The sequence below is a fragment of the Streptomyces sp. NPDC037401 genome (assembly GCF_055602345.1).
In genome coordinates, this window is sequence record NZ_JBVJWO010000003.1 from 20,131 (window position 1) to 34,453 (window position 14,323).

Annotated in this window: 12 protein-coding genes and 1 pseudogene; 9 read left to right on the plus strand and 4 right to left on the minus strand. The window is 73.7% G+C overall.

The features are described 5' to 3' along the window. Positions 1 to 180: 180 nt before the first annotated feature. From ACZ7H1_RS03030 to ACZ7H1_RS03040, 3 genes are all read left to right on the plus strand, one after another. Entirely contained in the window at positions 181 to 582 is a 402-nt protein-coding gene (locus ACZ7H1_RS03030) for a hypothetical protein (protein ID WP_470783207.1), read from the plus strand. Positions 583 to 818: 236 nt separating this feature from the next. Beyond that, positions 819 to 1,505, plus strand: coding sequence for a response regulator transcription factor (locus ACZ7H1_RS03035; protein ID WP_470783208.1), 687 nt, complete (start codon positions 819 to 821; stop codon positions 1,503 to 1,505). Next, positions 1,502 to 2,932, plus strand: coding sequence for a sensor histidine kinase (locus ACZ7H1_RS03040; RefSeq protein WP_470783210.1), 1,431 nt, complete (start codon positions 1,502 to 1,504; stop codon positions 2,930 to 2,932). The genes ACZ7H1_RS03035 and ACZ7H1_RS03040 overlap by 4 nt, the downstream gene beginning before the upstream one ends. A gap of 129 nt (positions 2,933 to 3,061) precedes the next feature. Here ACZ7H1_RS03040 and ACZ7H1_RS03045 read toward each other — a convergent pair whose 3' ends face one another. Continuing rightward, positions 3,062 to 5,284 carry an NADP-dependent isocitrate dehydrogenase gene (locus ACZ7H1_RS03045; protein WP_470783211.1) on the minus strand — a complete coding sequence of 741 codons (2,223 nt, stop codon included), beginning with the start codon at positions 5,282 to 5,284 and terminating at the stop codon, positions 3,062 to 3,064. Positions 5,285 to 5,478: 194 nt separating this feature from the next. On the opposite strand from ACZ7H1_RS03045, the pseudogene ACZ7H1_RS03050 reads away from it, so the two are divergent. Next, positions 5,479 to 6,218: pseudogene (locus tag ACZ7H1_RS03050) on the plus strand (SDR family NAD(P)-dependent oxidoreductase). A gap of 26 nt (positions 6,219 to 6,244) precedes the next feature. Here the strand turns inward: ACZ7H1_RS03050 and ACZ7H1_RS03055 are convergent. Continuing rightward, complete coding sequence (locus tag ACZ7H1_RS03055; RefSeq protein WP_470783212.1) at positions 6,245 to 7,075, minus strand: DUF1206 domain-containing protein; 831 nt, start codon at positions 7,073 to 7,075, stop codon at positions 6,245 to 6,247. A 350-nt stretch (positions 7,076 to 7,425) separates the two neighbouring features. On the opposite strand from ACZ7H1_RS03055, the gene dhaK reads away from it, so the two are divergent. The 3 genes from dhaK to ACZ7H1_RS03070 all read left to right on the plus strand — a co-directional run bounded on the left by dhaK (position 7,426) and on the right by ACZ7H1_RS03070 (position 9,567). Beyond that, complete coding sequence (gene dhaK / locus ACZ7H1_RS03060; RefSeq protein WP_470783213.1) at positions 7,426 to 8,418, plus strand: dihydroxyacetone kinase subunit DhaK; 993 nt, start codon at positions 7,426 to 7,428, stop codon at positions 8,416 to 8,418. Positions 8,419 to 8,524: 106 nt separating this feature from the next. Continuing rightward, entirely contained in the window at positions 8,525 to 9,139 is a 615-nt protein-coding gene (gene dhaL / locus ACZ7H1_RS03065) for a dihydroxyacetone kinase subunit DhaL (protein WP_470783214.1), read from the plus strand. Next, complete coding sequence (locus tag ACZ7H1_RS03070) at positions 9,136 to 9,567, plus strand: PTS-dependent dihydroxyacetone kinase phosphotransferase subunit DhaM (RefSeq protein ID WP_470783216.1); 432 nt, start codon at positions 9,136 to 9,138, stop codon at positions 9,565 to 9,567. Before dhaL ends, ACZ7H1_RS03070 begins: the two co-directional genes overlap by 4 nt. 104 nt (positions 9,568 to 9,671) lie before the next feature. On the opposite strand, the gene ACZ7H1_RS03075 is transcribed toward ACZ7H1_RS03070, so the two are convergent. Continuing rightward, positions 9,672 to 10,265, minus strand: a complete 594-nt coding sequence (locus tag ACZ7H1_RS03075; RefSeq protein ID WP_470783217.1) for a peptidase inhibitor family I36 protein — start codon at positions 10,263 to 10,265, stop codon at positions 9,672 to 9,674. Between the two features lie 347 nt (positions 10,266 to 10,612). Next, positions 10,613 to 10,987 (minus strand): RNA-binding S4 domain-containing protein, encoded by a 375-nt coding sequence (locus ACZ7H1_RS03080; protein ID WP_470783218.1) that lies wholly within the window; start codon positions 10,985 to 10,987, stop codon positions 10,613 to 10,615. Between the two features lie 340 nt (positions 10,988 to 11,327). On the opposite strand from ACZ7H1_RS03080, the gene modA reads away from it, so the two are divergent. Both modA and ACZ7H1_RS03090 read left to right on the plus strand, forming a co-directional pair. Beyond that, complete coding sequence (gene modA, locus ACZ7H1_RS03085) at positions 11,328 to 12,140, plus strand: molybdate ABC transporter substrate-binding protein (protein ID WP_470783220.1); 813 nt, start codon at positions 11,328 to 11,330, stop codon at positions 12,138 to 12,140. Between the two features lie 139 nt (positions 12,141 to 12,279). Beyond that, complete coding sequence (locus ACZ7H1_RS03090; protein ID WP_470783221.1) at positions 12,280 to 14,256, plus strand: ABC transporter permease; 1,977 nt, start codon at positions 12,280 to 12,282, stop codon at positions 14,254 to 14,256. Positions 14,257 to 14,323: the final 67 nt, after the last annotated feature.

Sequence of the window (14,323 nt, forward strand, 5' to 3'; positions counted from 1 at the left end):
CGGCGTGATCCCAGCCGCCCCCACATGCACGAATCAGGGGCCGGGTGTACCCCTCAGCGGCAGGCGCACAAGCCCGCATGACGGCGCACGTCGAACATTCGCAGTTCAACGTTGCGACCTGCCTCTCACACGGTCAGACACTCTCGACAAAGCCGTCTGAAATCAGTACGGGAGTCTGAAATGCGGAACTTCAGCAGCATCAAAAGAAATGCACTCAGTCCCGTCGCGGTCGCGGCCTCACTGGCGCTCGCTGCATCCGTGGCTTCAATCGGCACAGCACACGCCGCCGTGAAGGTCACCATCACCGGAACGGTGAGCTGCGCCCAATTCGGCGAGTCAATACCGAAGGAAGTGGTAATAACCCCCAAGAAGGGGACTGCCGGGTCGGACGAACCGGCCGGCGAGGAAAGGGTCGAACAGTACACGATCAAGCTCACGGGAATTCCGAACAACGGCACGACCGTCACTGCCAAGGTGGTCTGCGAAGATGAGGATGGCGACACGAATACGTACAAGGTCAAGAATTTTCCGATCAAGAAGCCCGCGGACGGCAGCCCTATAACCCTCAATCTTCCGACGTAGCAGCCCTCAGTCCGGGACGTGGGCGCCCGCCCCGACACCCCGGGGCGGGCCCCACACCACAGAGTGGGGGCCTCTGCCAGAACAAGGCGCGAGGAAGCCGCAGCGATCTCGGGTGTCGCGTAGCGGAGGTGGCCACGTCTGCGAGGAGGAGGCCGATCGCGTCGGCGAGGAGCCGCACTTCCTGCCCACGACCTGCATAAACGCCCTCTTGGAGCCGCGTTTGGCAGTCTTTGTCCATGCGGAATCGAATTCTGGTCGTGGACGACGAGCCCGAGGTGCGGGCGGCGGTCGAGGACGGGCTGGCGGTGGAGGGGTACGAGGTGCGGGGCGCCGCGGACGGGCTGGCGGCGCTGTCCGAGGTGGCCTCGTGGCAGCCCGACGCTCTCGTGCTGGACGTGATGATGCCGGTGCTCGACGGACTCGGGGTGTGCCGGCAGCTGCGGGCGATGGGCGACCGGACGCCCGTACTGGTGCTCACGGCACGGGACTCGGTCAGCGAGCGGGTGGACGGGCTGGAGGCGGGGGCCGACGACTACCTGGTCAAGCCGTTCGCGCTGGACGAGCTGGTGGCCCGGGTCCGGGCGCTGCTGCGGCGGGCCGCCCCCGATCCGGCGGGGGCGGCGGGGCCGCTCGCCTTCGCGGACCTGGTGCTGGATCCGCAGACCCGGACGGGCCGGCGCGGGCAGCGACCGCTGGAGTTCAGCCGGACCGAGGCCGCGCTGCTGGAGCTGCTGCTGAGGCATCCGGGGCAGGTGCTGCCGCGGGAGCTCGTCCTGGAGCTGGTGTGGGGGCGGGACTTCGGGCCCGACTCGAATTCGCTGGCGGTGTACGTGGGTTATCTGCGGCGCAAGCTGGAGGCCGCCGGGGAGCCCCGGCTGGTGCACACCGTCCACGGCGTCGGCTACCGCCTGGACACCGCGTGAGCGGCGGTACGGGCCCGCTGCCGCAGGGCGGCCGGCGGCGGCTGGGCGGGCGCTGGCGCAGGCGGCGCCCGCTGCGCACCCGACTGGCGCTGGCGGCTGCCGCCGCCGTGGCGCTCGTGACCGTGGGCGTGTGCACCGCGGCCTTCTTCATCGTCCGGTACGAGCTCTACCGCCAGCTGGACCTGAACCTCACCCAGTCGGCGCGGCTGGTGGCCCAGCAGCACCGGGACGCGGAGCCGGGGACGATCGCGGGCGAGTGCCGGTTCCTGGCCGCCCCCGCCTGCGCGGAGGTGGTGCCCGCCGACCCCGGGCGGGACCCCGGACCGCCGTACCTGCTGCCGGTGTCCGGGGCCGCCCGGCAGGTCGCGGCGGGCGAGCGGAACGCGTACTCCACGGACTTCACCCTGTCCGGCCATCCGGCGCGGATGCTGACGACCCCGTACGGCAGGGGCCTGGCGCTCCAGGTCGCGCTGCGCGCCGACACGGTCGAGGAGGGGATCCGGCAGGCCGCCCGGCTGCTGGTGCTGGTGGGGGCCGCCGGGGTGCTGCTGGCGGCCGCGCTGGGCTACGGCGTCGCCCGTACGGGGCTGGCGCCGGTGGCCCGGCTCACGGCCACGGCAGAGCGGATCGCGGCCACCCGCGACCCGCGGCACCGCATCGAACTCCCGCCGCCCGGGCGGGAGGACGAGGTGACCCGGCTGGCGCGCAGCTTCAACACCATGCTGGGCGAGCTGGAGCAGTCCGTGGCGGCGCAGCGGCGGCTGGTCGCGGACGCCTCCCACGAACTGCGCACCCCGCTCACCGCGCTGCGGACGAACGCCGAACTCCTCGCCCGTGCCGAGCGGCTGACGCCCGCTCAGCGGGACCGGGCGGCGAGCGCCCTGGGGCGGCAGCTGAGGGAGGTCACCGGGCTGGTGAACGACCTGATCGAGCTGGCGCGGGACGAGGAGCCGCAGCCGCTGGTCGAGCAGGTGCGGCTGGCGGCGCTGGTGGAGCACGCGGTCGGGGCGGCCCGTGCGCACTGGCCGCGGGTGCCGTTCACGGTCTCGACCGCGCAGGCTGCCTCCGCCGTGGTGCCGGGCGTCCCCGCCCGGCTCGCCCGGCTGCTGTCCAACCTGCTGGACAACGCGGCCAAGTTCAGCCCGCCGGGCCTGCCGGTGGAGGTGGAGCTCGGCGGGCCTGTCCGCGCCCCCGAGCTGACCGTGCGCGACCACGGCCCGGGTATCCCGGCCGGGGACCTGCCCTACGTCTTCGACCGCTTCTACCGGGCCGACACCGCCCGGGCGCTGCCCGGCTCGGGGCTCGGGCTGGCGATGGTCCGCCAGATCGCGCACGCCCACGGGGCCACGGTGACCGTCGAACAGGCCCCGGGGGGCGGCGCGTTGTTCCGGGTGCGGTTCGACTCCCCCGCGGGCCCGGCCGGCTGAGCCGCCTGCTGGGCATCAGGCCCTGCCGGTCGGCAGAACCGGCCCGGCCACTCGCCGGCCGCGGCGGGGACACGGGACCGCCCCGGCCGGGCGGATGCCGGGCCGGGGCGGAACGGTGTGCTGCGGGTGTCAGCCGAGGATGGCCAGCGCCTCGTTGAACGTCGCCGACGGACGCATGACGGCCGAGGCCTTCGCCGGGTCGGGCTGGAAGTAGCCGCCGATGTCGACCGGAGAGCCCTGCACGGCGATGAGCTCGCCGACGATGGTCTCCTCCTGCTCGGCCAGGGTCTTGGCCAGCGCGCCGAACGCCTGCGCGAGCTGCGCGTCGTCGGTCTGCTTCGCCAGCTCCTGGGCCCAGTACAGGGACAGGTAGAAGTGGCTGCCGCGGTTGTCGATGCCGCCGAGGCGACGGCTCGGCGACTTGTCCTCGTTGAGGAACGAGCCGGTCGCGCGGTCCAGGGTGTCCGCGAGGACCTGGGCGCGGGCGTTGCCGGTGGTCGTGGCGAGGTGCTCGAAGGACACCGCGAGGGCCAGGAACTCGCCCAGGCTGTCCCAGCGGAGGTAGTTCTCCTTGACGAGCTGCTGGACGTGCTTGGGCGCAGAGCCGCCGGCACCGGTCTCGAACAGGCCGCCGCCGTTCATGAGCGGGACGACGGAGAGCATCTTGGCGCTGGTGCCGAGCTCGAGGATCGGGAACAGGTCCGTGAGGTAGTCGCGGAGCACGTTGCCGGTGACGGAGATCGTGTCCTCGCCGCGGCGGATGCGCTCCAGGGAGAACGCGGTCGCCTTGACCGGCGACATGATCTCGATCTGGAGGCCCTCGGTGTCGTGCTGCTGGAGGTACGTCCTGACCTTCTCGATCAGGACGGCGTCGTGGGCGCGGTCCTCGTCGAGCCAGAACACGGCGGGGGCGCCGGTCGCGCGGGCGCGGGTGACGGCGAGCTTGACCCAGTCCTGGATCGGCAGGTCCTTGGTCTGGCAGGCGCGGAAGATGTCGCCGACGGCGACCTCCTGCTCCAGGACGGTGTTGCCCGCGGCGTCGACCAGGCGGACGGTGCCCGCGGTGGCGATCTCGAAGGTCTTGTCGTGGCTGCCGTACTCCTCGGCCTTCTGCGCCATCAGGCCGACGTTGGGGACGGAGCCCATCGTCGCCGGGTCGAAGGCGCCGTGCGCGCGGCAGTCGTCGATGACGACCTGGTACACGCCGGAGTAGCTGCTGTCCGGGAGGACGGCGAGGGTGTCGGCCTCCTGGCCGTCCGGGCCCCACATGTGGCCGGAGGTGCGGATCATGGCCGGCATCGAGGCGTCGACGATGACGTCGGACGGCACGTGCAGGTTGGTGATGCCCTTGTCGGAGTCGACCATCGCGAGGGCCGGGCCCTCGGCGATCTCGGCCTCGAAGGACGCCTTGATCTCGGCGCCCAGGTGCGGGACGGAGTCGAGGCCCTTGAGGATGGTGCCGAGGCCGTCGTTGGGGGACAGGCCGGCGGCGACGAGCGCCTCGCCGTACTTCGCGAAGGTGTTCGGGAAGAAGGCGCGGACCACGTGGCCGAAGACGATGGGGTCGGAGACCTTCATCATCGTGGCCTTGAGGTGCACGGAGAACAGCACGCCCTCGGCCTTGGCACGGGCGACCTGGGCGTCGAGGAAGGTCCGCAGGGCGGCGACGCGCATGACGGACGCGTCGACGACCTCACCGGCGAGGACCGGTACCGACTCGCGCAGCACGGTGGTGGTGCCGTCGGCGGCGACGTGCTCGATGCGCAGGCTGCCGGCCTCGGCCACGACCGCGGACTTCTCGGTGGAGCGGAAGTCGTCGGCGCCCATGGTGGCGACGTTGGTCTTGGAGTCCGCGGTCCAGGCACCCATGCGGTGCGGGTGGGCCTTGGCGTAGTTCTTGACCGAGGCGGGGGCGCGGCGGTCGGAGTTGCCCTCGCGCAGGACCGGGTTGACGGCGCTGCCCTTGATCTTGTCGTAGCGGGCGCGGACGTCCTTGTCCTCGTCCGTCTGCGGGTCGTCCGGGTAGTCCGGCAGCGCGTAGCCCTGGGACTGAAGCTCGGCGACCGCGGCCTTCAGCTGCGGGATCGAGGCCGAGATGTTCGGCAGCTTGATGATGTTGGCCTCGGGCGTCTTCGCCAGCTCGCCGAGCTCGGCGAGGGCGTCCTCGATCCGCTGGCTCTCCTCGAGGCGCTCCGGGAAGCTGGCGATGATGCGCCCCGCCAGCGAGATGTCCCGGGTCTCCACCCGCACGCCGGCCGTCGAGGCGTACGCCTGGACCACGGGCAGGAACGAATGGGTCGCCAGGGCCGGGGCCTCGTCAGTGTGCGTATAGATGATGGTCGAGTCAGTCACCGGGTGCTCCGCTCCACGTCTCCACGTCTGCAACATTGCTTGACATCAAGATATCCCGTGATCGCCGCGTTCTGGACAGGGGTACGGCCGAGGTCTCCGCCACAAGCCCTCGACCGGCCCTTTCCGGCCGTCGGGACGGCGCCGGGCGCGGGGCCCGCAGCCGCCTCGCGCCCGCAGGTCCGTAAGGTGTCCGCATGATCGATCATCACAGGGTCACGGTGGTGACCGGGGGCAGCAGGGGCATCGGCGCCGCAGTGTGCCGGCGGCTGGCGGCCGACGGGCACGATGTCGTGGTGGGCTACCGCTCCGACGCCGAGGCCGAACGGAAGCGGTGGCCGAGGCGGTGCGCGAGGCCGGGCGGCGCGCCCTGACCGTGCCCGTGAACACCTCCGACGCGGCGGAGGTCGACCGGCTCTTCGACCGCGCCGCGGCTGCCCTCGGCCCGGTCACCGGCCTGGTCAACAACGCCGGGGTCAGCGGGCCGAACGGCCGCCTCGCCGATGCCGACCCGGCCGGCCTGCGGGCTGCCCTCGAGGTGAACCTGCTCGGCTACCTGCTGTGCGCGCGGCGCGCGGTACGTGACATGGCACGCACCGGGGGCGGCGCCGTGGTGAACATCTCCTCGGCCGCCGCCACGCTCGGCAGTCCGGGCCAGTACGTCCACTACGCGGCGGCGAAGGCAGGCGTCGACACGCTCCCCGTCGGGCTCGCCAAGGAGGTCGCGTCGGACGGGATCCGGGTGAACTGCGTGGCGCCGGGCACGGTCTGGACCGGGTTCCACGAGGACCCGCAGCGCCCGGCCCGCGTCGCGGCGGGCGTTCCGCTCGGGCGGGCCGGACAGCCCGAGGAGATCGCCGGGGCCGTGTCGTGGCTGCTGTCCGGGGACGCGTCGTACGCGACGGGGGCCGTGGTGCGGGTCGCGGGCGGGCTGTAGCTGGGGGAACCGTCCGGCCTTGCGGTTCAGACCTCGCGCCAGCGGGCCATCGCCCAGGAGAACAGCCCGAACATCACCAGTCCTACGGCGACCGCGGCCAGCAGCCACGGCCCGGCCGGAGTCGCGGCGAACGACCTCAGGGTGGCGTCGATGCCCTTCGCCTGCCCCGGGTCGTAGCGCACGGCCGCGTACACGACGAAGCCGCCGGCCGCGGCGAACACCGCGCCCCGTGACATTCCGCCCGCGACCCCGAGGAAGTCGACGGCCTTGCGCCACCGGTCCGACGCGTCGCCCATCGCGAGGTGCTTGCGGAAGCTGCGCCGCGCCGCCTGGACCGCGATGACCACGCCCGCGATGCCGATGGCGAGCCCCGCCAGGCCCACCAGCCACCGGCCGGCGGGCAGGTCCATGACCTTCGCCGTCGTGTCGCGCGACTGCTCGTCACCGGAGCCGCCACCGCCCCCGGCCGCGAACGACAGCACGGAGACGGCCGCGGCGGCGTAGAACACCGTCCGGCCCGCCGCCGCCAGCCGCTTGGTCGCCTTGCCGCCGTCGGGCCCCGCGGCACCGAACACCGCCTCCGACAGCCGCCACAGCATCATGCAGACCAGCCCGATGCCCACGGCCCAGATCAGGGCCTTGCCCCCGGGGGTCCCGGTGAGCGCCCGCAGGGCCCCCTGCCGGTCCGCCTCCTCGCCTCCGCCGCCGAAGGCGATCCGTACGGCCAGCGCCCCGACGAGGACGTACAGCACTCCGCGCGCTGCCAGTCCGCAGCGCGCCGTGACCTCGCGGGCCCGGCCGCCCCGCTCGGCGGACCGGACGCCCTTGCGTGCCGTCTGCGCGGCTCCGGAGCCCATCGTCAGGCCTTGCCGGTACGGCGCGGGCGGGCGGCCGGGTCGGACGGTACCTCGGTGTACCTCATGCGGGCTCCTCCGGGACGGGGTGGCGGCCCCGCACACGACGGGCGTGGCCGGGCCGCCCGGCAGAACGTTTCACGGCGCGGCTACCCGCCCCGGCGCCTGCCATTCGCCCGCCGGGGCGGCGGCCGGGGAGGCGGCCGGGGCCGCTGAGGAAGCAGGCCCGGTGGGCTCCGCGGCCGCGGGAACGCCGATGTGCCGACACCGCACCCCCTGACGGGACATCATCGAAGGAGGCGGCCCGCTCGCCCGTTCGCCCACTCGTCCCTTCACCTCACCAGGAGATGCGCATGAAGATGCTGATCAACAGCCCCGGTACGGTCGTGGCGGACGCACTGCGCGGGATGGCCGCGGCGCACCCGGCGCTGGACGTGGACGTCGAGCGGCGGATCGTGCGGCGGCGGGACGCCCCCGTGGCCGGGCAGGTCGCCCTCGTGTCCGGCGGGGGGTCGGGGCACGAGCCGCTGCACGCCGGATTCGTGGGGCCGGGGATGCTGGCGGCCGCGTGCCCGGGCGAGGTGTTCACCTCGCCCGTGCCGGACCAGATGGTGCGGGCCGCGGCGGCCGTGGACGGCGGGGCCGGGGTGCTGTTCGTGGTCAAGAACTACACCGGCGACGTGCTCAACTTCGAGATGGCCGCCGAGCTCGCCGAGGAGGACGGCATCCGGGTCGAGCGCGTACTGGTCGACGACGACGTGGCCGTGACGGACAGCCTGTACACCGCCGGGCGGCGCGGGACCGGGGCCACGCTCTTCGTCGAGAAGACCGCCGGGGCGGCCGCCGAGGAGGGCGCGCCGCTGGAGCGGGTGGCGGAGGTGGCGCGCCGGGTCAACGCCCACTCGCGCAGCTTCGGGGTGGCGCTCGGCTCCTGCACCACCCCGGCCAAGGGCGCTCCGACCTTCGAACTGCCCGACGACCAGCTGGAGCTGGGCGTCGGCATCCACGGCGAGCCGGGGCGGGAGCGGCGCCCGATGATGAGCTCGCGGGAGATCGCGGAGTTCGCTGTCGACGCCGTACTGAGGGACCTCCAGCCCGCCGGTCCGGTGCTCGCGCTGGTCAACGGCATGGGGGCGACTCCGCTTCTGGAGCTGTACGGATTCGGCGGCGAGGTGCACCGGGTGCTGGCCGAACGCGGCGTGCCGGTGGCCCGCAGCCTGATCGGGAACTACGTCACCTCGCTGGACATGCCCGGGTGTTCGGTGACGCTGTGCGCGGCGGACGAGGAGATCCTGCGGCTCTGGGACGCGCCGGTCGAGACGGCGGCGCTGCGCTGGGGCCGCTGAGCGGCCGCGTCAGTAGGCTGAGGGCGGTACGGCGGACAACGGCACGGGCGGCACGGCGGTACCGGCGGCACGGGCGGTACGCGCCGATCGGCGAGGAGGCGGCAGGGTGCGCGACGCGGAGTTCTTCCGGAGCTGGATGGCGGCGGCGACGGCGGCCGTGGACCGGGAGGCCGGGCGGCTGACCGAACTGGACTCGCCGATCGGCGACGCCGACCACGGCAGCAACCTGCAGCGCGGCTTCACCGCCGTGATGGCGGAGCTGGACAAGGAGCAGCCGGCCCGCCCCGCCGCCGTGCTCCAGCTGGCCGGCCGGACGCTGATCTCGACGGTGGGCGGGGCCTCGGGGCCGCTGTACGGCACCCTGCTGCGGCGTACGGGCAAGGAGCTCGGCGAGGCCGCCGAGGTGTCCGACGAGGAGGTGCGCCGGGCCCTGTACAAGGGCGTGGGCGCGGTCGCGCAGCTGGGCGGGGCGGCGCCGGGCGACAAGACGATGCTCGATGCGCTGGTGCCGGGGGTGGCTGCGCTGGGCACCTCGTACCGGGCGGCCGCGGACGCGGCGGAGAACGGCGCGCTGGCGACGGTGCCGCTCCAGGCGCGCAAGGGCCGGGCCAGTTACCTGGGCGAGCGGAGCATCGGGCACGAGGACCCCGGGGCCGCGTCGTCGGCCCTGCTGCTCGCTGCGCTCGCCGAGGTCGCCGACCGGGCGGAGGGTTCGCTGTGAGCGCCGGGGGTAGCGGGCAGGAGGCCGCTCCGCTGGTGGGGATCGTGCTCGTCTCCCACAGCGCGCGGGTGGCGGAGTCGGTTGCGGAGCTGGCCAGGGGGCTGGCGGCCGGCGGTCCGCCGGTGCCGCTGGCCACGGCGGGCGGGACGCTCGACGGGGGCCTCGGCACGAGTGCGGAGCTGATCGTCGCGGCGGCCCGGTCGGTGGACCGCGGCGCGGGTGTGGCGCTCCTCGCGGACCTGGGCAGTTCGGTGCTGACCGTCAAGGCGCTGCTGGCGGAGGAGGGCGAACTCCCCGACGGGGCCCTGCTGGTGGACGCGCCGTTCGTCGAGGGTGCGGTGTCGGCGCTGGTGACGGCATCGGCCGGAGCGGGGCTGGAGGCGGTGGCGGCATCGGCCGCGGAGGCGTACAGCTACCGGAAGGTGTAGCGGGCGGGCGCGGAGCGCGGGCCCCGTACGGCCGTGGTGCGCCGTACGGGGTCCGCGCCGCGGTCAGGCGGGACGGCGGAGGCCGCCCGGGTCGCGTCAGGGGGTCAGCAGACCCACAGTCCGTCGGCGATGTCGTTGTTGGCGGCGCCGACGTTGGAGCTCGCGGAGGGGGCGGTCGAGGTCCAGATCAGGGCCCAGTTGCTGCCCGTCCAGTTGTAGACGTAGGTCTTGGTGCCCCGGGTCTGGTTGTTGTGCCAGGACGTGGTCTGGTCGTTGAAGCCCCAGTTGTACAGGTTCTCGAAGTTGCAGTCGGACCAGGTGAGCCTGCGGCCGTCCCAGTTGCTGTGCTCGTACAGACAGGTCCATGCGTAGCTGCAGTTCGGCGAACCCAGGGCCGCGGCCGGCTCGTTGACCGCGCGCGCCCGCTTCTCACCGGGCAGCGGCCAGGTCATGACCGCCTTCCCGTCGCGCCAGGCGACCTGGTTGACACCGATCTGCTTGCCGCCCGGGGTCCGGGCCATCTGCTTGTCGATCTGCTTCTGCAGCTGGTCCACTTCGCTCTTGCTCAGGCCGGCTTTGTCGGCCTGGGCCGCGATGGTGGCGTCGAGGGCGGACCGGGCGTTGGTCGGTCCGGCCAGCCCGAGGACGGCGAGAGCGCCCGCCGACAGGGCCACGGTGAACTTCATGCTCGTGCGCACAGGAATCGTGTTCCCTTCTCGTCACGAAGCCCCGGGTGCCCCCGGAGCGGTCCACACGCTAGTCACGGAACAACCGCTATCACAGGGGCCTTTCGGACATTCGCCCCCTTGCCTCCCGGATCGGTGCCACCCGGGCGTGTCGATGCAGGCCTGCGACCCGGCGCAGGCGGAGTTCCGTACGGCGGGCGGGCGGAAGGCGGGGGTCCACGGCGGTAATCGGTCAACCCGTACGGCGGTCCGTACATCGGGGTATGTCGCGCGCATGCCCGCCGCCCCCGCAACGGCAAACGGGGGGCGACAGGAGGGTGGCAGGGCGCGGGCGGCAGGGCGTAGGCGGCAGCGCGCGCTCAGCGGCCGCGCAGCTGGTCCAGGTCGCGGCGTTCCCGCTTGGTGGGGCGGCCGGCGCCCCGGTCGCGCAGGCCCGAGGCGGCGGCCTCGACCTTGGTGGGGGGCGGCGGGCTGTTGTCGACGAGGCATTCGGCCGCCACCGGCGCACCCACCCGCTTGGTGATCACCCGCTGGACGATCACGATCCGTTCCCGGCCCTCGTGGAACAGCCGGACCTCGTCGCCGGCCTTCACCGTCTGGGCGGGCTTGGCCCGGTCGCCGTTGACCCGTACGTGCCCGGCGCGGCAGGCCGCCGCGGCGAGCGAGCGCGTCTTGGTGAGCCGGACGGACCAGATCCAGCTGTCGACGCGTGCGGAAGTCCCCTCGTCAGCCATGTCCCGCACTGTAGCGCCCGGCGACCCGCGACCGCCGGGATAAAAGCCCTGCGGCTTGTCGGATGAACCAAGAGCCCCGGCATCTGCCAGGTAGTTCATCACAAGAGAATTGCATGTGCGGCGCAGGAACCCCTACCGTGTCGCATGTGCAGGTCACCTGCGAGAAGTCCGGCTCGCACGCACACCGATCCCGGCAGAGCCGCCACACCCCGGCCCGGCTCCGCTCCCGCAGGCACCACCGCTCACTCGCCCCGAGTCCGCTCCGCCCGTCACCGGCGCCGCTCGCCCCGCCACGGAACCGGCCGTCGGCCGTCCGCCCCAACGAGGAGTCCGAACCCTCATGTCCCCGTTCATCACCCGCCGCCGCGCCGCTGCCGCCGTCCTCGCCGCCGCCCTCCTCGCTCCGCTGACCGCCTGCAGCAGCGACGACACGAAGAAGGACACCGGCACCGCCACGTCTTCGGGCAGCGCTTCCGCGCCCCGGGGTGCGAAGCTGACCGTGCTCGCCGCCTCCTCGCTGACCGACGTCTTCAAGACCGCAGGAGAGGCGTACGAGAAGGCGCACCCGGGCACCGAGGTGGAGTTCTCCTTCGCGGGCTCGCAGGAACTCGCCGCGCAGGTCAAGCAGGGCGCGCCCGCCGACGCCCTGGTCACCGCGGACACCAAGACCATGGACGGCGTCAAGGCCGAGATCAGCGGCACCCCTGCCGTCATCGCGAAGAACCGCCTGGTCATCGCCACGGTCAAGGGCAACCCGCACAAGGTCGGCGCACTCAAGGACCTCGCGGACACCAAGCTGAAGGTCGTCCTGGCCGCGCCCGAGGTTCCGGTCGGCCGCTACAGCAAGAAGATCCTGGACGCCCAGAAGGTGGCCGTGAAGCCGGTCTCGCTGGAGCCGAACGTCCGCGCCGTCCTCTCCAAGGTCGAGCTGGGCGAGGCCGACGCCGGTCTCGTCTACAAGACCGACGCCGCCAAGGCCGCCGGCAAGGTCGACTCGGTCGTCATCCCGGACGCCCAGAACGCCGTCGCCTCCTACCCCGCGGCCGTGCTCAAGCAGTCCGGGAACGCCGATGCGGCCGCCGCCTTCGTCGCCTGGCTGAGCAGCCCCGAGGCGCAGAAGATCCTCCAGGACGCGGGCTTCCAGCAGCCGTAGTCCGCACCGCCACATGCCAGGGGGCTGCCCGTCCGGGGGGGAACGGGCAGCCCCCGCGTTGTTCTCCCCGGCCGCCCGTATCCTCGGCACCGGCCGTCGCACGACGCCCTCCGTGGGCCTTTCCGAACGCAGGAACCGCATGAGCAGACCCCGCACCACCCGCGTCGCGCGGGCCGCCCGCGCGCCGCTGACCCTGGCCCTGCCGGCGCTGCTCGCGGTGCTCTTCCTGCTGCTCCCGCTCGTCGGCATCCTGGTGCGCACGTCCTGGGGCGACCTCGGCACGCATCTGACGACACCGGGCGTCGTGACGGCGCTCAAGCTCTCGCTGGTCGTCTCCTTCTGGGCGCTCGGGCTGTCGCTGCTGCTCGGCGTGCCGCTCGCCTGGGTGCTGGCGCGCGTCGAGTTCCCCGGCAAGGCCGTCGTCCGTTCGCTCGTGCTCCTGCCGATGGTGCTCCCGCCGACCGTCGGCGGTGTGGCGCTGCTGCTGGGTTTCGGGCGGCGCGGGCTGCTCGGGCCGTGGCTGGAGGACACGTTCGATGTGACATTGCCGTTTCACACGTCGGGTGCCGTGGTCGCGGCGACGTTCGTGGCGATGCCCTTCCTCGTCATCAGCCTGGAAGGCGCCCTGGGCGGTCTGAAGCCGAGCTACGAGGAGACCGCGGCCTCCCTCGGCGCCTCACCGGTACGGGTGTTCTTCACCGTCACGCTCCCCATGGTGGCGCCGGGCCTGGTGGCCGGGGCCGCGCTCACCTGGGCCCGCGCCCTGGGCGAGTTCGGCGCCACCATCACCTTCGCCGGGAACCTCCCCGGCACCACCCAGACCCTGCCGCTCCAGGTCTACCTGCTGCTCCAGGACGAGCCCGAGGCCGCCACGTCGCTCTCCCTGCTGCTGCTCGCCATCGCCATGGCGGTCCTGATCGCCCTGCGCGGCCGCTGGACCGGAGCCCCCGCCGACCACCGGGCCCCGGCCCCGCAGGCCGGTGACGCCGGCGCCGACGACGCCGCCGCGGCGACCGCCCCGCGGGCCGCGCAGGCCGCGGGGGCCCACGCGGACACGGCCCGCCCGGCTGCGGTCGCGGAGCCCTGGCCGCTGCACGCCGAGGTGACCGGCTTCAACCGGCTCACCCTCGACGCCGAGCCCGGCACCACCATCGCCGTGGTCGGCGAGAACGGCGCCGGGAAGACCACCCTGCTGCGCGCCCTGCTCGGCCTCACCCCGCGCGCCCACGCCCGGCTCCGGCTCGGCGACACCGACGTGACGGAGCTGCCCCCGCACCGGCGCCAGGTGGCCTGGGTGCCGCAGGACGGCGCGCTGTTCCCCCACCTCACGGCCCTCGCCAACACGGCGTACGGGCTGCGCGCCCGCGGGGTGCCGCGGGCCGAGGCCCGCCGGGGTGCCCAGCAGTGGCTGGACCGCCTCGGCGTCGGGCACCTGTCCCACCGCAGGCCCGCCCAGCTCTCCGGGGGCCAGGCCCAGCGGGTCGCGCTGGCACGGGCGCTGGCCGCCCGCCCCCGGCTGCTCCTCCTCGACGAGCCGCTGGCGGCCCTCGACCAGACCACCCGGGCCCGGGTGCGGCACACCCTGCGCACGCACCTCCGGGACTTCGGCGGGGTCTGCCTGATCGTCACGCACGACCCCGTCGAGGCCGTGTCGCTGGCCGACCGGGTGCTCGTACTCCACGACGGCCAGGCGCTGCAGGACGCGCCGCCCACCGAGGTCGCACGCCATCCGCGGTCGCCGTGGGTGGCCCGGATGCTCGGGCGCAACGCCTGGCCGGGCACCGTCGTCGCCGGCGGGCTCACGACCGAGGGCGGCGGGCGCCTCGTGCTCGCGGACGCGGCTCCCGGGGGCGGCGACGCGCTGGCGATCATCGCGCCCGAGGCGGTGTCGGTCCACCGCGAGCGCCCCGGCGGCAGCCCGCGCAACATCTGGCCCGGCACGGTCCGCGAGATCACGGCGGTGGGCAGCCGGCTGCGCGTCCTGATCACCTCGCCGGAGGCGCCCGACCTCGTCGCGGAGATCACCCCGGGGGCCGCCGCCGAGCTGGAGCTGACCGAGGGCACGCGCGTGTGGACCAGCGTGAAGGCCACCGAGGTGACGCTCGTCGAGCTCTGAGCAGCCGTCACGGCCGCGGCAGACGGCGTACGGACAGCCAGTCCGGTCCGCCGGACCATGGAGCACC

Bases quoted from the DNA above. Each gene is read 5' to 3' on its own strand.
- modA (WP_470783220.1), top strand. From the start codon at position 11,328: ATGTCCCCGTTCATCACCCGCCGCCGCGCCGCTGCCGCCGTCCTCGCC.
- ACZ7H1_RS03080 (WP_470783218.1), bottom strand. From the start codon at position 10,987: ATGGCTGACGAGGGGACTTCCGCACGCGTCGACAGCTGGATCTGGTCC.
- ACZ7H1_RS03090 (WP_470783221.1), top strand. From the start codon at position 12,280: ATGAGCAGACCCCGCACCACCCGCGTCGCGCGGGCCGCCCGCGCGCCG.
- dhaK (WP_470783213.1), top strand. From the start codon at position 7,426: ATGAAGATGCTGATCAACAGCCCCGGTACGGTCGTGGCGGACGCACTG.
- ACZ7H1_RS03035 (WP_470783208.1), top strand. From the start codon at position 819: ATGCGGAATCGAATTCTGGTCGTGGACGACGAGCCCGAGGTGCGGGCG.
- ACZ7H1_RS03055 (WP_470783212.1), bottom strand. From the start codon at position 7,075: ATGGGCTCCGGAGCCGCGCAGACGGCACGCAAGGGCGTCCGGTCCGCC.
- ACZ7H1_RS03030 (WP_470783207.1), top strand. From the start codon at position 181: ATGCGGAACTTCAGCAGCATCAAAAGAAATGCACTCAGTCCCGTCGCG.